The sequence below is a fragment of the Candidatus Palauibacter sp. genome (assembly GCF_965237495.1).
Lineage (GTDB): Bacteria > Gemmatimonadota > Gemmatimonadetes > Palauibacterales > Palauibacteraceae > Palauibacter.
The window spans coordinates 2,431,193-2,447,491 of record NZ_OZ250143.1; the positions used below are offsets into that span (position 1 = coordinate 2,431,193).

Here is a 16,299-nt window from a genome sequence, read left to right on the forward strand (position 1 = left end):
CGAGGAAGCGGCGGACGCCCGTCCTCAGCGCCGCGCCTTCTCGATGAGAGTCCGTCCGCCCTCGACGGCGGTCGCGAACTCCTCGTATATCGGCTCGCTGGCGGCCTCGAAGCGGGCCGGGTCGGCCTCGTTGATCGCCATCTCCGTAGCCTCGAGTTGAGCGAGCAGTTCCTCATCCATCCGGGCCGCCGTCTCGTACACGAAGGCCTGCATCTCGCGCGCGATCGCCTCCACTTCGGCTCGGATCTCCGGGGGATGGCGTTCCCACCGGCCGGCGCCGGTCGTGACGAAGGCGGGGCTGTAGACGTGGCCCGTGAGGGAGAGGTAGTCCTGGACCTCGTGCAGCTTGGCGCTCGTCACCTGCGTGAGCGGGTTCTCCTGGCCGTCCATCACCCCCGTCTGGAGCGCGACGAAGACCTCGGAGAACGGCATCGGCGTCGGGTTCGCGCCCAGCGCCTGGAAGAGCTTCACGCGCCATACCCCGCGCGGCGTGCGGAGCTTGATCCCGCTGAGGTCCTCCGGCCCGTGGATGGGGCGCCGGGAGTTCGTGATGTGACGGAACCCGTTCTCCCACACCGCGAGGATTCGGTAGCCGGTCTCCTCCGCGCGCGGGGCGAGGTCGGGCCACACGACCGCCTCCTCGATCCGCTTCATGTGCTCGCGGTCGCGGACGAGGTACGGCATCTCGAACAGCCCGAAGGCGTCGACCATCGACGACATGATCGTGGAGGGGAGGGACATGTCGAGCGTGCCGAGCCGCAGCCGCTGGAGCATGGCGTCATCGCCGCCGAGCTGGCTGGCGCCGTAGACGTGGAGTTCGGCCCGGCCGGCGAGGCGTTCGTTCACGCGGCGGGCGAATTCGTTGGCGGTCACGTCGTAGAGCGAGCCGGGCGACCCGACGTGGCCCAGCGACAGTTCGACCAGCCCGGATTCCGCGCCCCCTCCGCACCCGATGGAGTTCAGGGCCGCAGTCGCCAGCGCGGCGGCGAGCGTCGGCCGCACGAGCAAGCCTCTCCTCATGGGCCGCCTCATGCCTGGGCCAGAAACTCGGCGGCGGCGGCCAGCCCGCCCGTCGTGTGCGCGATGCCGGAGGTCTTCAGTCCCATCTCCACGCCGGCCAGCGCCCCCATCAGCATGAGTTCGTTGAGGTCCCCGAGGTGTCCGATCCGGAACACCTTCCCCTTCAGGGGGCCGAGACCCGTCCCCAGCGACATGTCGAACCGCTCCAACACCGCGAGCCGGAACGCCTCGGCGTCCTCTCCTTCTCCCACCATCACCGTGGTCCCGGCGTTCGACACCGCCTTCGGGTCCTGACAGTAGTTACGGAGGCTCCACCCTGCGACGGCCCGCCGCGTCGCCTCGGACAGGCGGGCGTGCCGGGCGCAGGTGGCGTCGGCTCCCTCTTCCCGCAGCATCGCGAGCGACGCCTCGAGCCCGTAGAGGAGGGTGGTGGGCGGCGTGTAGGGGAAGTAGCCGCCCTCGTTGTCCCGCAGCATCGCCGTCCAGTCGAAGTACGCGCGCGGCACCGGCGCCGCCTCCCGGTGACGGTCGAGCGCCTTCTCGCTCACGGCGCAGAACCCGAGTCCGGGGGGGAGCATGAGTCCCTTCTGGGATCCGCACACGGTGACGTCCACGCCCCATTCCGCCTGCCGGTAGGGGGTGGCGGCGAGCGACGACACCGCGTCGACCATGAGGAGCGCCGGGTGGTGCGCTTCGTCCAGGGCGGCGCGCACCGCCGCGATGTCGCTGGTCACGCCGGTGGAGGTCTCGTTGTGGACGACGAGCACCGCCTGGATTTGCCGCTTCCGGTCCTGGGCGAGCCGGGCGGCGATCCGCTCCGGGTCGGCGGGCTGTCGCCAGTCTCCGGTCAGGACCTCGACGTCGAACCCCAGTTCGCGAGCGAAGTCTCCCCATTTCGAGGCGAAGAATCCGTGGTTCCAGAGGAGGACGCGGTCCCCGGGCGCGAGCGTGTTCACGAGGGCGGTCTCCCAGCAGCCGCTGGCGGAGGAGGGGAAGATGAAGACGTGCGCGGGGTCGCCGAACACCCGTTTCAGTCCCTCGAACAGTCCGAGCACCATGCGCCCGAACCCGGGTCCGCGGTGGTCGATCACCGCCCGGGTCATGGCGCGGAACACGCGACCGGGGACCTGGGTGGGGCCCGGAAGCTGGAGGAAGTGCCTGCCGCTGCGGTAGTTCAAGGGGGTTCTTTCGTTTGGGGCGCTCTTGTCAGGCCGGGGGCCGCGCCGATACAACTTGGCTCGTGACTCGCCCAATCTCTCACGACCGCGCCGGTACGCAACGGCCCCGGCCCCGACTCGAGGCGCGGCTCCGCGCCGGACAGCGGGGGGAAGTCCGCTTCGACCGCTTCACGCGCGGACTCTACAGCACGGATGCGTCGATCTACCAGGTGCGTCCGCTGGGGGTCGTGTTCCCGGAATCGGCGGAGGACGTGCGGCGGACGATCGAACTCGCGGGCGAGCACGATGCCTCGGTGGTCGTGCGCGGGGCCGGGACGTCGCAGAGCGGCCAGTCGATCGGGCGCGGCGTGATCCTCGACACGAGCCGCGCCCTGAACGGGGTGCTGGACTTCGATCCGGCGGGGCGGCGGGTGGTGGTCGAGCCGGGCATCGTCCTGGACCGGCTGAACGCGTTCCTGCGACCGCACGGGCTCTTCTTCCCGATCGACGTGGCCACGGCGAGCCGCGCGACTTTGGGCGGCATGGCGGGCAACAACAGCGCGGGGGCGCGGTCGGTGCGCTACGGCCACATGGTCGAGCATGTCAGCGGCATCGAGGCGGTGCTCGCCGACGGCCGGCGCGCCTGGTTCGCCCGCGACACCAACGGCGGCGCCCCGCCCGGCCGGTCCGGCCCGCTCCCGAGCGCGTTCGAAGCCGACCTCCGGGCGCTCCATGCGCGGGAGGCGGATGAGCTGGCGCGGCGCATCCCCGACGTGCCGCGACACGTGGCGGGCTACGCGCTGCACCGTCTGGGACGGCCCGGCGCCGGGCTCTCGGATCTCCTCGTGGGCTCGGAGGGGACCCTCGCGGTCTTTACGGCGCTCGAACTCGACCTCCAGCCCATTCCGACCGTGCGCACGCTCGCCGTGTGTGGATTCGACCGGGTCCGGGCGGCGCTGGCGGCGGTGCCCGCGATCGTCGCGCTCGGCCCGACGGCGGTGGAACTCGTCGACGCCACGCTCCTCGAGCTCGCGGCACAGATCCCCCGTTTCGAGCGAGCCCTCCGGCAGCTCGGAGAGGACGGCGGCCGCCGCCCACGCGACATTCTCGTGGTCGAATTCGCCGACGACGATCCGGACCGGGTCTCCGCATCGCTCTCGGCCCTGGAATCGACGATGGGGGGCGTCGCGGCCGGGGTCGTCCGCGCGGAGTCGTCCGAGTTCCAGGCGCGGATCTGGTCGCTGCGCAAGGCGGGGCTCAGCATCTCGATGTCGCGGCCCACCGCGCGCAAGCCGCTCGCCTTCATCGAGGACTGCGCCATCCCCCTCGAGCGTCTGCCCGAATGGCACCGCCGGCTGACCGAGATCATCGACCGCCACGCGACGCACGCCGTGTGGTACGCGCACGCATCCGTCGGTTGTCTCCACGTCCGGCCGGCGCTCGACCTGCGCGATGGCGACGACGTGGAGCGCCTCCGCGCGATCGCGGCCGATGCGTTCGCGCTCGCGGGAGACCTCGGGGGCTCGCATTCCGGCGAGCACGGCGATGGCTGGATCCGGTCGGAGTTCCTCGAGCCGATGCTGGGGAAGCGCCTCGTCTCCGCCTTCGGAGAGATCAAGCGCCGCTTCGACCCCGACGACCGCCTGAACCCCGGCAAGATCGTCGACCCGCCGCGCATGAACGACGCCTCGCTCCTGCGGGCCCGCAACGGGCTGGAGACCCAGAAGCTGCCGACGGTACTCGACTGGGAGAAGTGGGGCGGCTTCTCCCGGGCGGTCGACATGTGCAACAACAACGGCACCTGTCTGAAGCGGAGCCCCGGGGTGATGTGCCCGTCGTTCCGCGCCACCAGCGACGAACGCCATTCCACGCGGGGGCGCGCGAACGCGCTCCGGCTGGCGCTCTCGGGACAGCTGGGGGACGATCCCTGGGCATCGCCGGAGCTGTACGACGCGATGGACCTCTGCCTCGGCTGCAAGGCGTGCCGCCGCGAGTGTCCGACCGGGGTCGACATGGCCCGCATGAAGATCGATTTCCTGCACCGCGTGCGCGCCGACCGGCCGCTCTCGCCGCGCGACCGGGCGCTCGCCTGGCTCCCGCGCTACGCGCCGCTGGCCTCGCGCCTCGCCCCGCTCGTCAACCTCCGGAACCGGGTTCCCGCGCTCGCACGCCTCGGGGAACGGGTGGCGGGCCTGGCCGCCGACCGTCCCCTCCCCCGCTGGTCGTCGCGGCCCTTCACCGGGCCGTTACGCTCACACGCCGCCGAAGTCCGCTCACCCCCGCGGGGACGGGTCGCGCTCTTCGTCGACACCTTCACCCGCTACTTCGAGCCGGAGATCGCCCATGCCGCCGTTCGCGTGCTGGCGCGCGCGGGCTGGCGTGTGGAGGAGGCGTCGACGGCGGGCCGGCCGCTCTGCTGCGGGCGGACGTTCCTCAACGTCGGCCTGGTCGAGGAGGCGCGCGTCGAACTGGACCGCACCGTGCGGGCGCTCGGCCGCTTCGTCGCGCGCGGCATCCCGGTGGTGGGGCTCGAGCCGTCGTGCCTGCTCACCCTGCGCGACGAGTTGCCCGCGCTGGATCCGGGCCCCGCCGCGGCGGAGGTCGCCGCCCGGGCCCGGCTGCTCACCGAATGGCTCGTCGAGGCGGGCGCGCTGGAGCGGCTGGAACTCGCGCCCCTGCCCGTGCGGCGTGTCCGCGTCCACGGCCACTGCCACGAGAAAGCGTTCGGCGCGGACGGCCCGACGCTGGAAGTCCTGCGCGCGATCCCCGACCTCGAGGTCGAGCCCATCTCCGCCGGGTGCTGCGGCATGGCCGGCTCGTTCGGCTACGAGGCCGAGCACGCGGATGTCTCCCGCCGGGTCGCGGAACTCGAACTGCTCCCGGCCGTCCGCGCCCTCGCAGAGGACGAGTGGCTGATCGCCAACGGCACGAGCTGCCGCCACCAGATCGCCGACCTCGCCGACGCCCGCGGCCGCCACGTCGCGACCGTGCTCGACGCCGCCCAGCCCGGTTGACGCAACAAGCCATATCTAACTAGATTGTTGACTAGTTTGATACAGCTGTTGGAAGGCGGCAGACAAATGCGCGAAGTCGGCACGTTCGAAGCAAAAACGCACCTCTCGGCCCTCCTCGAGGCGGTCTCTGCGGGCGAGAGCGTGCTGATCACGAAGCGGGGACGTCCGGTGGCGCGACTCGTTCCTCCGGACACACCCGATCGGCAGGCGGTGGACGCCGCGGTCGCGAGGCTGAGGGCCTTGCGCGACCGACACGGCAACCTCTCGGTGTCGGAGATCCTCGCCTTCCGGGATGAAGGTCGGCGGTGAGGTCGCCCGTCATCGACTGCTCCACCGCCATGGCCTGGGCGATGATGGACGAGTCCTCGGCCGTCGCGGAGTTCGCGCTCGAACAACTCAAGGTCGCCGGCGGCGTGGCGCCGCAGCTCTGGTGGGCGGAATTGCGCAACGCCCTGCTGGTCGCGGAGCGAAGAGGCCGCACGACGCCCGCGATCACGGACGCGGCACTGGCGGCCCTTGATGCCCTCCCCGTTCGGCTGGACCGCAAGCCGCATGGGCCCATGGTCCTTCGGCTCGCGAGAGAGCACGACCTGACCGTCTACGACGCCCTCTATCTGGAGTTGGCGCTGCGCGAGAACCGTCCTCTGGCGACGCTGGACCGCAAGCTCGCGCGCGGGCTGCGGAGGCGGCGGGGGTCAAGCTGTTGAGTCCGACTACGCCGGGATCATCGCCTGGAGCCGGGCCCTGAGCCGCGGGGGAATCTCCACGCCGCGCCAGTCGAGGCTGCCGTGGTCACGACGGGCGCAGACGACCGTCCAGTCGCTGCGGGCCACGACCTCTCCTTCTCCGGAGCGTTCGATCGCGAACTCGGCGGTGTAGCGGATCGCCTTGCGGCGCACCTCGCGCACCTGAAGCCGTACATCGACCTCATCGCCGTAGCGGACCGCGCCCAGATAGTCGCACGAGACGGAGACGCGCGGCATCCCGAACACCGAGTCCTCGCTCCATCGATAGCCGACGAAGTCGAACGACCGGTAGAGGGCGTGCTCCGCCTCCTCCATGAACTTCAGGAGCGCCGTGAAGTGGATCAGGTTCGCGGTGTCGGTATCCGCGAACTCCACGCGTCGAGTGTAGACGAACTCCGAAGACATTCTCGTCCCGTCGCTCTTCGTTGGACTGGTTTCCCGGGGTGGCCCGGCGGGCGGCCGTGGCCCCATCGCCTCGGGAGTGGCAATCTATCACTCCTGTTGAGCCGGGAGGTGAAGTGGCGGTCGAACCCAAACACATCACGATCGAACGGAGGGTGCGATACGCCGTGCTCGAGCCGCACGAGCGGCTGGCCAGCGAGATCTGGTTCGTCCTCCACGGCTACAACCAGCTCGCCCATCGATTCCTGCGCTACTTCCAGCCGATCCATACGAGTGCGCGGTGCATCGTCGCCGCGGAGGGCTTGCACCGGCAGTACATCGACCACGAGTCGCGCAGGGTGGGCGCCTCGTGGATGACGAGCGAGGACCGCCTCACGGATATCGAGGACTATGTTGGCTATCTTGACCGGCTCCACGCGCACATCCTCGCCGAGGAGTCGCGACCGAGGACGGGAGGATCGAAGCCCGTGCGGATTGTCGGCCTCGGCTTCTCGCAGGGCGTCCACACCCTCTGCCGCTGGCTCGCGTTCGGCCGCGCGCGGATCGACCGCGCAGTGCTGTGGGGGTCGACGGTTCCGCCCGACCTGGACTTGGCGGAGCACGGGGCCACGCTCTCGGCCGCCGACCTCCACCTCGTCGTGGGCGAGCAGGACGAGTACTACGATGCCGCCGCCGTCGACGCCCACGAGGCGCGGCTCCGCCAGGCGGGCGTTGACTTCACGCCCCACACCTTTTCGGGCGGACACCGCCTCGACGCGGGCGTCCTGCGGGGCCTCACCCTGCCTGGAGAGACGAACGGCACTTAGCTTCCCACCCGAATCCAGCGCTGACCCACACGGCTGGTAGGAGTCAGAGGATGACAGCGCGCGAGTTTCTCAGGTTCAAGCGCGTACGTTCCGAAACCGTGTCGCGCCCGAGGGCGACGCGCTCCCTGGTGCTGATCGGGGCATTCCTCGCCTCGAGTTGTGGCGGCGTTCACGAGCCCACCTCCCGCCAAGTAGTACTCAACGGTACGTGGCCGGGAAGCTTGGGAGACGATGGGGGGAGTCCGGGTACGGGGACGGGTCCGAGGCTAAGGCTCGCGGTGACGGCGCACCGTCCGGCGATAGGCGCCGAGAGGTTCACCGGGTCCATACTTGTCGACCCCGGTTCCGAGAGCATCGACAACACTCGCCGCTACCCTGTCGAAGGCTTCTACAGCCCGAGCACGCGCGAGGTGGTGATGGCCCTGACCGGCTCGTCAGCCCGTTACGGGGGGTTTGTTGACGAAAAGGGGAACCGGATGAGAGGAACATCTGGAATGGCCGGTACACGACGAGCATCTGGCTCGACCTTTCTCGCACCCCCTAGGACCTGTCCTCGAGAGCCGTGAACTCCAGATCTGGACGTTCCCGCGGGAACGTCTCGAGCTAGCGCTCCGGGTCGCGGTCCCCGCGGCGACGATGTCGGGCGCCCGCGCGCCGGAAGAGGAGCGGGCTCACGAGGCCCGATGTCGTACCTCCGATGAGGGCGAGGATCCCGACCGGGCCGGGGTTCGAGAACATCGGCGCGCCGATCTGGGTGTTCATCCACATCCCGAGCACCGCGAACACGATCGCCCCGACGACGAAACCGAGCCAGGTGAGCCGAATCACGAGGCGACGCGCCGGGCGGCTAGGGGCTGCCCGGGAGGCCGACCGTCGCGATGCACTCGATCTCGACGCGCGCGTCCAGCACGAGGGCGCCCACCGCGACCGCGCTGCGCGCCGGTCGATGGTTCGGGAAGAAGCCCATGTACGTCTGGCTCATGTCCCGGAAGTCGGCGATGTCGGCCAGGAACACGGTGCACTTGACGACCTCGTCCATCGACGAGCCGTAGCGCTCGAGCGCGTCCGCGATGTTCCGCAGCGTCTGCTCGGTCTCGGGGACGATGCCGCCCTCGACCAGGCCCTGGCCGGGCACGGTGCCGAGCTTCCCGGAGAGGTAGAGCACGTTCCCGACCCGCACGGCCTCGGAGAACGGCGAGTTGGGACGCCCGCCGAGGTATTCGACGGAGTGCATCATCTCGGCCATCGCGTCGTGTTCCTGCGCCGCGAGCGGCGTTGCGAGCGCCAGGGCCCCGCCGAGCGCCAGGGTCGCCACCAGAAGCTGTTTCCGCGTCATGCGTCCTCCTCGTCATGGGGTGATACGAGTCATCATCCGGGGGAAGGCGATCGTCTCGCGCAGGTGCTCGATCCCGCACATCCAGGTCACGGTGCGCTCGATCCCGAGCCCGAAGCCGCTGTGGACGAACGTCCCGTAGCGTCGCAGGTCGAGATACCAGTCGTAGGACGCCTCCGGGAGCTTTTCCTCCCGGATCCGCGCGAGGAGCCTGTCGTGGTCGTCCTCGCGCTGGCTTCCGCCGATGACCTCGCCGTATCCCTCCGGCGCCAGCAGGTCGTTGCATTTCACGGTGCGGGGATCCTCCGGGTTCTCCTTCATATAGAAGGCCTTCACGCCCTTCGGATAGTCGAACACGAAGAGCGGCTTCTCGCGGCCCTCCACCAGCCGGGTCTCGTCCGTGGCCCCCAGATCCGCCCCCCACTCGATCTCGCTCCCGCGCGCCTGCAGCCACGCGACGGCGTCGGTGTAGCTGATGCGGTCGAAGGGCGGGGCGATCGCCTCGAGCTTCGAGATGTCGCGGCCCAGGATCTCGAGTTGCTCGCGCTGGTTGTAGAGGACGCGCATCACGATCCAGCAGATGAACCGCTCCTGGAGCGCCATGTTGCCCTCGGAGTCGAGCCACGCGGCCTCGGGCTCCACCATCCAGAACTCGGTCAGGTGTCGGCGCGTCTTCGATTTCTCGGCCCGGAAGGTGGGTCCGAAGCAGTACACCTTCCCCAGCGCCGCGGCCGCCGCCTCGACGTAGAGCTGGCCGGTCTGCGCGAGGTAGGCCGTGCCGAGGTCGAAGTACTCGGTCTCGAACAAGGTCCCCGCGGACTCGCCGATCGCCCCGGTGAGGATCGGCGTGTCGACGTGCACGAAGCCCTCGTGATGCAGGAAGGCGTGGATGGCGCGGATCACCTCGTCGCGGACCCGCATGATCGCGATCTGCCGGGGGCTGCGCAGCCACAGGTGGCGGTTCTCGAGCAGGAATTCGACCCCGTGCTCCTTGGGCTGGATCGGAAAATCCTCCGACGGCCCGAGCACCTCGATGTCGGAGGCGGTGAGTTCGACGCCGGACGGCGCCCGGTCGTCGGCGCGCACGGTACCGGTGACCGCGACGCACGCCTCGTGTCCGGCCTCGGCCAGCCGCTCCCAGGCCTCGGGCGAAACCTCGTTCTTCACGAACACGCACTGGACCTCGCCCGTCCCGTCCCTCAGCACGAGGAAGGAGATCCTGCCGCTGGAGCGGAGGCGCCGGACCCACCCGCGGAGCCGCACCTCATGGCCGACCCGCGCGGGCAACCCGCGAATGGCGCTGGAGTATTCTCCCATGAATGATTCCGTTGAGGGATGATCGAGGGATGGGGTTCGAGCCGGCGACAAGTTGCGTCCCCTCCCCCGGACGGAGCAATCTCCCTCGCCGGGATCCGGACAACGACTTCGCGGGCCTCAGGCGCCCGGACGGGTCGGGAAGCCCGTGACGAAGCCTGTGCACATGGCGGCTTCCAGCCTGGCCACGAGTTCGGCCTCTTCCTAGCCTACGTGATAGAGCGCCTCGCGCTGGGCGTAGCGGGCGTCGAGGGCGTGCCTGAGCGCGCGCTGGGCGGGCTTCGTGAGGCCGGGGTCGGCGGCGACGATGGCGCGGGCCCGCCGCCGGGCGTCCTCGAGCAGATCGTGGTCGCGGTCCAGCTGGGCGAACCTGAGCAGCGGGGTGCCGTGCTGCTCCTTGCCGAACAGGTCGCCCTGCCCGCGGATCCGCAGATCGTCCTCCGCGAGCTTGAAGCCGTCCGACGTCTTCTCGAAGGCGAGCAGGCGCTCGGACGGCTCCGCCGCGGCGTGAAACACGATGCAGTACGACTGCTCCGCTCCGCGGCCGACGCGCCCCCGGAGCTGGTGTAGCTGCGCGAGGCCGAAGCGCTCGGCGTCCTCGACGAGCATCACGGTCGCGTTGGGCACGTCGATCCCCACCTCGATGATCGTCGTCGCGACGAGCAGCTGCGTGTCGCCGGCGAGGAAGCTGCGCATCACCTCCTCCTTCTCGGCGGAGGAGAGCCGGCCGTGGAGGAGACGGACGGTGAAGTCGGGGAAGCGGGCCTGGAGACGCTTGAACATCACGGTGGCGGCGCGGGCTTCGAGGGTCTCCGACTCTTCGACGAGCGGGTAGACGACATACGCCTGGCGGCCCGCGGCCATCTGGTCTCCCACGAAGTCGAACGCGGCTTCCCGGCTCCCGGGGCCGCGGACGGCGGTCCTGATCGTGCGGCGGCCCGGTGGCAGTTCGTCGATGACGGAGAGGTCGAGGTCGCCGTAGAGCACGAGGGCCAGGCTGCGCGGGATCGGCGTGGCCGACATGACGAGCGCGTCGGAGGCCTGGCCGCTCTCGCGCAGGCGGCGGCGCTGCTCGACGCCGAAGCGGTGCTGTTCGTCGATGACGACGAGGCCGGGAGACGCGAACTCGACGGCGTCCTGGATGAGGGCGTGGGTGCCGACGACGAAGCGGGCCCGGCCGTCCGCGATGCGCTCCAGCGCGTCCCGCCGGGCCTTGCCTGTGACGGATCCGGTGAGGAGGACGGGCTCCACGCCGAGCGGGCCGAGCATGTCGACGAAGGTGCGCTGATGCTGTTCGGCCAGCAGTTCGGTCGGCGCCATGATCGCGGCCTGGCGGCCTCCCTCGATCGCCTTGAGCATCGCGAGCGCGGCCACGACGGTCTTGCCGCTCCCGACGTCGCCCTGGAGGAGGCGGTTCATGGGCGTGGGCCGGCGCATGTCGGCTTCGATGTCGGCCCACACGCGCCGCTGGGCGCGGGTGAGCTCGAAGGGGAGCGCGCGCGGCAGGGCACGGGTCAGCGTGGGCGCGGCGTCGAAGGCGATCCCCTCGCTCTCGTGCCGCAGCCGGGCCCGGGCCCGGGCGTGCAGGAGCTGCAGAAAGAACAGTTCCTCGAAGGCGAGGCGGCGCTGCGATGGCGTGACCCGGTCCACGGCGGGCGGGCGGTGGAGCGTATGCAGCGCCTCGGCGAGGGGCGGGAGCGACAGCTCCGTCAGCCAGGCGCGCGGGATCGGGTCGTCATCCCCGAGTTCGGCGAGCAGGCTCGACAGGTTGAGCCGGACGACCGCCCGGACCTGCCGGTGCGTGAGCCCCCGCGTGGCCCCGTAGACCGGGAAGACGCGGCCCGCCGCGGGCCGTTCGGCGGCCGCCGCGCCATCGTCGGACGCGGCGGCATCGTCGGACCTTCGGGCCAGCACCGTGTGCTCGCGCGGCTGGAGCTGCCGGCCGTGGTAGAAGCGCACCGGCCCGGCCGCGAGGAGCAGGTCGCCCTTGTCGATCGTGCGGTCGAGCCACGGCCGCCCCGGCCAGGCCAACTCGATGTGCCCGCTGTCGTCGCGGATCACCGCCCGGAACACCCGCAGGCGCTGGCGGGTGGGGATGACGCCCTTCGAGACCACGCGCCCGATGACGGTCGCGTCCTGGCCGACCTGCAGCCCCGCGATCGCGTCGACGGTCGTCGCGTCCTCGTAGCGGTACGGCAGGTGGTAGAGGAGGTCACGCCCGGTGTCCACGCCGAGTTGCGCGAACCGCTCCGCCCGCTTGGGGCCCACGCCCTTCAGGTACTGGACCGGTCCCCGCAGGAGGGATCTCGCGGGAGTCACGGCATCACGGGTCCGCGACGAGGATCTTGTCCAGGTAGCGGCCGGGCGAGAAGGCATCGAGGTCCGCGGGGGATTCTCCCACCCCGAGGAAGCGGACGGGCACGGAGAGGTCGCGCACCACGGACACGACGGTGCCCGCGCGCGCCGTGGAGTCGAACTTGGCGAGCACGAGCCCGGTGAGATCGAGGAACTCGCCGAACCGGCGGGCCTGCTGCACCACGTTCTGCCCGGAGGTGGCGTCGACGACGAGGAGCCGTTCGTGCGGCGCCCCCTCCACCTGCCGTCCGAGGACGCGGTCGATCTTCCCGAGTTCCCGCATCAGGTCGTCCTGCGTGTGCAGACGGCCGGCCGTGTCGACGAGGACCCACGCCGCGCCCCGGGCCCGCGCCGCCGTCACGGCATCGAACGCCACCGACGCCGGGTCGGCCCCGGGCGGGCCGCCCACGAAGTCGACCTCCAGTCGCTCGGCCCACGTCCGCAGCTGCGCCTGCGCCCCGGCCCGGAAGGTGTCGGCGGCCGCGAGGAGCACGCGTTGGCCCTCCCCCCGCAGGCGGGCCGCGAGCTTCGCGACGGTCGTCGTCTTCCCCACGCCGTTCACGCCGAGGACGAGGACGACGCCGGGCCCCTCCCCTCCTCCGCACAGTCCGGCCCGTCCCGCGGGCGCTGCGGCGGGATCGGCGGCCGCAAGAACCTCGGTGAGGCGGGCGCGCAGCACGTCTCGCAGATCGTCCTCCGTAGCGATGGCGCCGCGACTCGCCGCCATCTCGAGCTCCTCCACCAGCTCCAGCGTGATGTCGACCCCGAAGTCCGCTTCGAGCAGCACCTGCTCGAGACCTTCGATCGCGGCGTCGTCCAGCCCCCCGTCGACGAGTGTGTTCACATCGGTGAGGACGAAGTCGACGATCCGGCGCCACAGGCCGCGTTTGCGGCGGCGCACGGCGGGCGTCATCGGAGTCCGATCCGGTGACGCCAGACCCACTCCCCGCACAGGAGGAGCACGGCGAAGAGGAACGGCCACACGGGCCGCGGCGGGCGAACCTCCATCGGCGGCCGCGGCGGCGCCTGCGCCGCGATGGCGAGGGGCTCGACCACGGGGCCGGGCAGGAACTCCGCCGGATCCGCCGTGACGTCGATGGGGCGCCGCAGTTCGACGGGACCGTCCGGGCCCGTGGCCGTCACCACGGCTTCGAAGCTCCCCATCGGCAGCGCGGGCCCGATGACCTCGGGGGGCGGATCGGCGGCGGACTCGCTCCACACTTCCGCGCCCTCCCCGTCGAGAAGGCGGATCGACAGGTCGGTGGAGCCGGGGCGGATGCGCCACACCGGCGGCCGCCCGACCGCCGGCGGCCGGATGAGCGAAGCGAGGCGCGGCGTGGCGTCTTCGACCAGCCACCCGACGATCCCGCTGAACACGCCCTCGTAGACGCGTCTCGGGTCGCCGCCGCGCAGCGACCAGCGCCACCAGTCCGAGGCCGCCGAGAGCGCCCACCGGCGCGCGCCGTCTTCTCCCGCCGTGAGCAGAGGCCGCCCCTCGCCGCGTCGGTTCCGGTTCGCGTTGAGCACGGACCAGCGACCCGGCGGTTCGACGGCGTAGAGTTCGCGCACCGGCGGCAGGAGGTCGAGATCGGCCTCCGCGAGCAGCGCCGACGAAGGGCTCGCGGGCACGGGGCCGGCGGCGTACCACTCGCCGGGCAGCGGCCCGGTCAGCCGCGAGCCCACGCCCGGCACATCGCCCGCTCCCTCCGCGAAGAAGAGCGTCCGCGGGTGCGCGGCGAGCGCCCCGGCCAGCCAGGCCGGCATCTCCCCGGGGACGGCCTGCACGGCGAGCAGCCGCGAGCCCTGGACCGCGGCCCGCACCCGCGACTCCTCGACGACCCTGGGCGTCGCTCCCATCTCCAGGAAGCGCCCGTCCGAGAGCCGCAGGTAGCCCCGCGCCCCACCCAGCACGAGCCGGTCCAGCGCGGGGACGAGGAAGCGGGCCTCCCAGTCGGGGACGGTCGAGACGAGCACCGCGCCGGCGGCAGCCTCGGAAACTTCGATCCAGGCTCCGATCCGGCCGCAGACGCCGAAGGGATCGGGGGGATCGGCGAGCACGGCCTCGTAGCGCCGCCAGGCCGGCCCGCCGCCTTCGTCCCGCGGGACGAAGGCGAGTTCGGCGCGGCCGGTTCGCCCCGGAGCGGGACGCGGGGCCAGCGAGGAGGCGACGACCTCGCCCTCGCGTTCCAGCTGGAGGCTCACGCTGTCGGGCAGCTCAGCCCCGCCTCCACCCGACCGAAACTCCAGCGTGACACGGACCGTGTCGCCGGCCCGGGCCCGTTCCGGCGCACGCAGCGCGGCCAAGCCGACGCGGGGCGCCGGGGCGGCCACCCGGATCTCGCGCACCCCGAGCCCGAGGCCTTCCGCCGTCTCGATGGCGGCCGCCCGGTCGGAGAGGTCGCCGTCGGTGAGCACCCGGACGCTGTCGGCCCCCCCCAGCCGGGCGACCTGCAGCGCCGGTTCGAGGCGGCTCGCGTCGTGTCCGGCGATGAGCGCGGTCAGCGAGTCGAGCGGCGCGGGCACGGGGTTCTCGCCGAACAGGTACACCCGGTCCGGCGTGAAGGAGGACAGCACCGCCAGGGCCGAGTCCAGCCGGGTCCGCGCCGAGGGATCGCCCGGCCGGACGGGGAGCGTCATGCTCCGCGAGAGGTCGAGCAGCACGACGCGTTCGGGAGCGCCCAGGCCGGTCCCGCGCAGCGCGGGGAGGGCGAGGCCACCGAGGATCAGGAAGATCGCCACCGCCCGAACCGCGGCCGGGCCGCTTCGCCCCGCCACGCGCTCCTCGCGCGTGCCATAGGCCCAGCCGGCCATCGCGACCGCGCCGAGCGCGACCAGAACCCAGAGGCCGGGGGTCAATCCTGTGTGCGGCGAAGGCGCGGCTCGGTGTAGAGCGGCATCGGAACCCGTTGCAGGCGTGAGAAGACATCGTCGCGCACGGTCCCGAAGAGGGCGCGCAGCTCATCCGGGACGGGTTCGGCGCGCGGCAGCTGCAGCCGGGCCGGATTCACCTGCGCCCCGTTGCGGAGGAATTCGTAGTGCAGGTGAGACCCGGTGGCGAGGCCGGTGGCGCCCACGTACCCGATCACCTGCCCCTGTTCCACCTGGGTCCCGCTCCCGATGCCGCGGGCGATCCCGCTCAGGTGCGCGTACCGGGTGCGGATGCCGTTCGCGTGGCGGATCTCGATCGCCGTGCCGTAGTTGCCCCACGAGCCCGCGCGGCTCACGCGGCCGGCTCCCGTCGCCCGCACGGACGTGCCGCTGGGGGCACCGTAGTCGACCCCGAGGTGCGGTCGCGTACGCCTCAGAACGGGATGGAAGCGTCGCTGGTTGAAGCGGCTCGTGACTCGGACGATGTCCAGGGGCGCGAGAAGGAACTGCCCCCGCATCGCCTCCCCCGAAGCGTCGTAATACTCCACGCCCGCGAGCCCGCCCTTTAGCCCTGCGGGCTGGAATCCGACCGCGGCGAGGGTACGCCGGTCGTTGCGGAAGTCGGCCGCGAGCACCGTGGCGTTGCGCACGGAACCATCCGGCCGCACCTCGCGCGCGATGAGGATCCGGTAGGCGTCGTTCCTCCGCAGGTCCCGCCAGAAGTCGATCTGCCAGGCGAAGACCTGCGAGAGCCGGTGCGCCACCTCGAAACGCTCTCCGTCGCCCAGCCGGTCCACGTCACCCGACAACTCGGCATCGAACAGGTTCGTCTCGATGAGTCCCGCGAGGAGGATGGTGTCGCGGGTGACCGCGACCGAGTCGAGCCGCGCCGCCCAGTTCCGCGCGGTCTCACCCTCGGACCAGATGTGGAGCATGCGGTCCGGGTCGAGCTGGATCCGGATCCGGGCGGGAGTCTCACCGGGCCGTCGGACGAAGTGGATTTCGGTGCCCGGGCGCAACCGGCGATGGTTCTCGAAGGCGCCCATGGCCTCGACGATCCCGTGCGTCTGGCCGCGATCCAGCCCGTACTTCTCGAACACGCCGCCGAGTGTCTCGCCCCACGCCAGACGGTGTACGAGCGCGACCGGGGCGGGGGGCGTCGGGACCTCGACGACCCTGACCTCGTCGGCGGGGTCCGCGCGGAAACGGAGCGCGGTCCACCCCATGGCGGAAAGGCACGCGAAGGCCGTTCCGCCCGCTATGAGACATCTCGTGTTCAACCGC

14 protein-coding genes are annotated in these 16,299 nt (G+C 71.4%); 4 read left to right on the forward strand and 10 right to left on the reverse strand.

The annotated features are described in order from the left end of the window. Positions 1-24 precede the first annotated feature (24 nt). Entirely contained in the window at positions 25-1,020 is a 996-nt protein-coding gene (locus tag ACPXY0_RS10655; RefSeq protein WP_423924513.1) for a TRAP transporter substrate-binding protein, read from the reverse strand. A gap of 8 nt (positions 1,021-1,028) precedes the next feature. Further along, the gene (locus tag ACPXY0_RS10660; protein WP_423924514.1) at positions 1,029-2,198 is read right to left on the reverse strand and encodes a pyridoxal-phosphate-dependent aminotransferase family protein; all 1,170 of its coding nucleotides are present in this window, start codon (positions 2,196-2,198) and stop codon (positions 1,029-1,031) included. A gap of 62 nt (positions 2,199-2,260) precedes the next feature. Between ACPXY0_RS10660 and ACPXY0_RS10665 the strand changes: the two genes are divergently transcribed. The 3 genes from ACPXY0_RS10665 to ACPXY0_RS10675 all read left to right on the forward strand — a co-directional run bounded on the left by ACPXY0_RS10665 (position 2,261) and on the right by ACPXY0_RS10675 (position 5,898). Next, complete coding sequence (locus tag ACPXY0_RS10665) at positions 2,261-5,191, forward strand: FAD-binding and (Fe-S)-binding domain-containing protein (RefSeq protein WP_423924515.1); 2,931 nt, start codon at positions 2,261-2,263, stop codon at positions 5,189-5,191. 66 nt (positions 5,192-5,257) lie between these two features. Then, complete coding sequence (locus ACPXY0_RS10670; protein WP_423924516.1) at positions 5,258-5,500, forward strand: type II toxin-antitoxin system Phd/YefM family antitoxin; 243 nt, start codon at positions 5,258-5,260, stop codon at positions 5,498-5,500. Further along, positions 5,497-5,898: a type II toxin-antitoxin system VapC family toxin gene (locus tag ACPXY0_RS10675; protein ID WP_423924517.1), complete on the forward strand. Its 402-nt coding sequence runs from the start codon at positions 5,497-5,499 to the stop codon at positions 5,896-5,898. Before ACPXY0_RS10670 ends, ACPXY0_RS10675 begins: the two co-directional genes overlap by 4 nt. A gap of 6 nt (positions 5,899-5,904) precedes the next feature. Here ACPXY0_RS10675 and ACPXY0_RS10680 read toward each other — a convergent pair whose 3' ends face one another. Further along, complete coding sequence (locus tag ACPXY0_RS10680) at positions 5,905-6,342, reverse strand: acyl-CoA thioesterase (RefSeq protein ID WP_423924518.1); 438 nt, start codon at positions 6,340-6,342, stop codon at positions 5,905-5,907. A gap of 113 nt (positions 6,343-6,455) precedes the next feature. Between ACPXY0_RS10680 and ACPXY0_RS10685 the strand changes: the two genes are divergently transcribed. Then, complete coding sequence (locus ACPXY0_RS10685) at positions 6,456-7,145, forward strand: alpha/beta hydrolase (protein WP_423924519.1); 690 nt, start codon at positions 6,456-6,458, stop codon at positions 7,143-7,145. Between the two features lie 603 nt (positions 7,146-7,748). On the opposite strand, the gene ACPXY0_RS10690 is transcribed toward ACPXY0_RS10685, so the two are convergent. The 7 genes from ACPXY0_RS10690 to ACPXY0_RS10720 form a co-directional block, all read right to left on the reverse strand. Further along, the gene (locus ACPXY0_RS10690; protein ID WP_423924520.1) at positions 7,749-7,973 is read right to left on the reverse strand and encodes a hypothetical protein; all 225 of its coding nucleotides are present in this window, start codon (positions 7,971-7,973) and stop codon (positions 7,749-7,751) included. Positions 7,974-7,992: 19 nt separating this feature from the next. Continuing rightward, positions 7,993-8,481 (reverse strand): RidA family protein, encoded by a 489-nt coding sequence (locus ACPXY0_RS10695; RefSeq protein WP_423924521.1) that lies wholly within the window; start codon positions 8,479-8,481, stop codon positions 7,993-7,995. A gap of 12 nt (positions 8,482-8,493) precedes the next feature. Then, positions 8,494-9,795 (reverse strand): asparagine--tRNA ligase, encoded by a 1,302-nt coding sequence (gene asnS / locus ACPXY0_RS10700; RefSeq protein ID WP_423924522.1) that lies wholly within the window; start codon positions 9,793-9,795, stop codon positions 8,494-8,496. 201 nt (positions 9,796-9,996) lie between these two features. After that, positions 9,997-12,111, reverse strand: coding sequence for an ATP-dependent DNA helicase RecG (gene recG / locus ACPXY0_RS10705; protein WP_423924523.1), 2,115 nt, complete (start codon positions 12,109-12,111; stop codon positions 9,997-9,999). Between the two features lie 4 nt (positions 12,112-12,115). Continuing rightward, positions 12,116-13,060, reverse strand: coding sequence for a signal recognition particle-docking protein FtsY (ftsY, locus tag ACPXY0_RS10710; protein WP_423924524.1), 945 nt, complete (start codon positions 13,058-13,060; stop codon positions 12,116-12,118). Beyond that, positions 13,057-15,003 carry a hypothetical protein gene (locus ACPXY0_RS10715; RefSeq protein WP_423924525.1) on the reverse strand — a complete coding sequence of 649 codons (1,947 nt, stop codon included), beginning with the start codon at positions 15,001-15,003 and terminating at the stop codon, positions 13,057-13,059. The genes ftsY and ACPXY0_RS10715 overlap by 4 nt, the downstream gene beginning before the upstream one ends. Continuing rightward, a complete protein-coding gene (locus ACPXY0_RS10720) occupies positions 15,000-16,295 on the reverse strand; it encodes a M23 family metallopeptidase (RefSeq protein WP_423924526.1) in 1,296 nt (431 codons plus the stop codon). Before ACPXY0_RS10720 ends, ACPXY0_RS10715 begins: the two co-directional genes overlap by 4 nt. Positions 16,296-16,299: the final 4 nt, after the last annotated feature.

Coding starts and splice junctions, on each gene's coding strand:
- ftsY (WP_423924524.1), bottom strand. CDS start 13,060: ATGACGCCCGCCGTGCGCCGCCGCAAACGCGGCCTGTGGCGCCGGATC.
- ACPXY0_RS10655 (WP_423924513.1), bottom strand. CDS start 1,020: ATGAGGAGAGGCTTGCTCGTGCGGCCGACGCTCGCCGCCGCGCTGGCG.
- ACPXY0_RS10670 (WP_423924516.1), top strand. CDS start 5,258: ATGCGCGAAGTCGGCACGTTCGAAGCAAAAACGCACCTCTCGGCCCTC.
- ACPXY0_RS10695 (WP_423924521.1), bottom strand. CDS start 8,481: ATGACGCGGAAACAGCTTCTGGTGGCGACCCTGGCGCTCGGCGGGGCC.
- ACPXY0_RS10680 (WP_423924518.1), bottom strand. CDS start 6,342: ATGTCTTCGGAGTTCGTCTACACTCGACGCGTGGAGTTCGCGGATACC.
- asnS (WP_423924522.1), bottom strand. CDS start 9,795: ATGGGAGAATACTCCAGCGCCATTCGCGGGTTGCCCGCGCGGGTCGGC.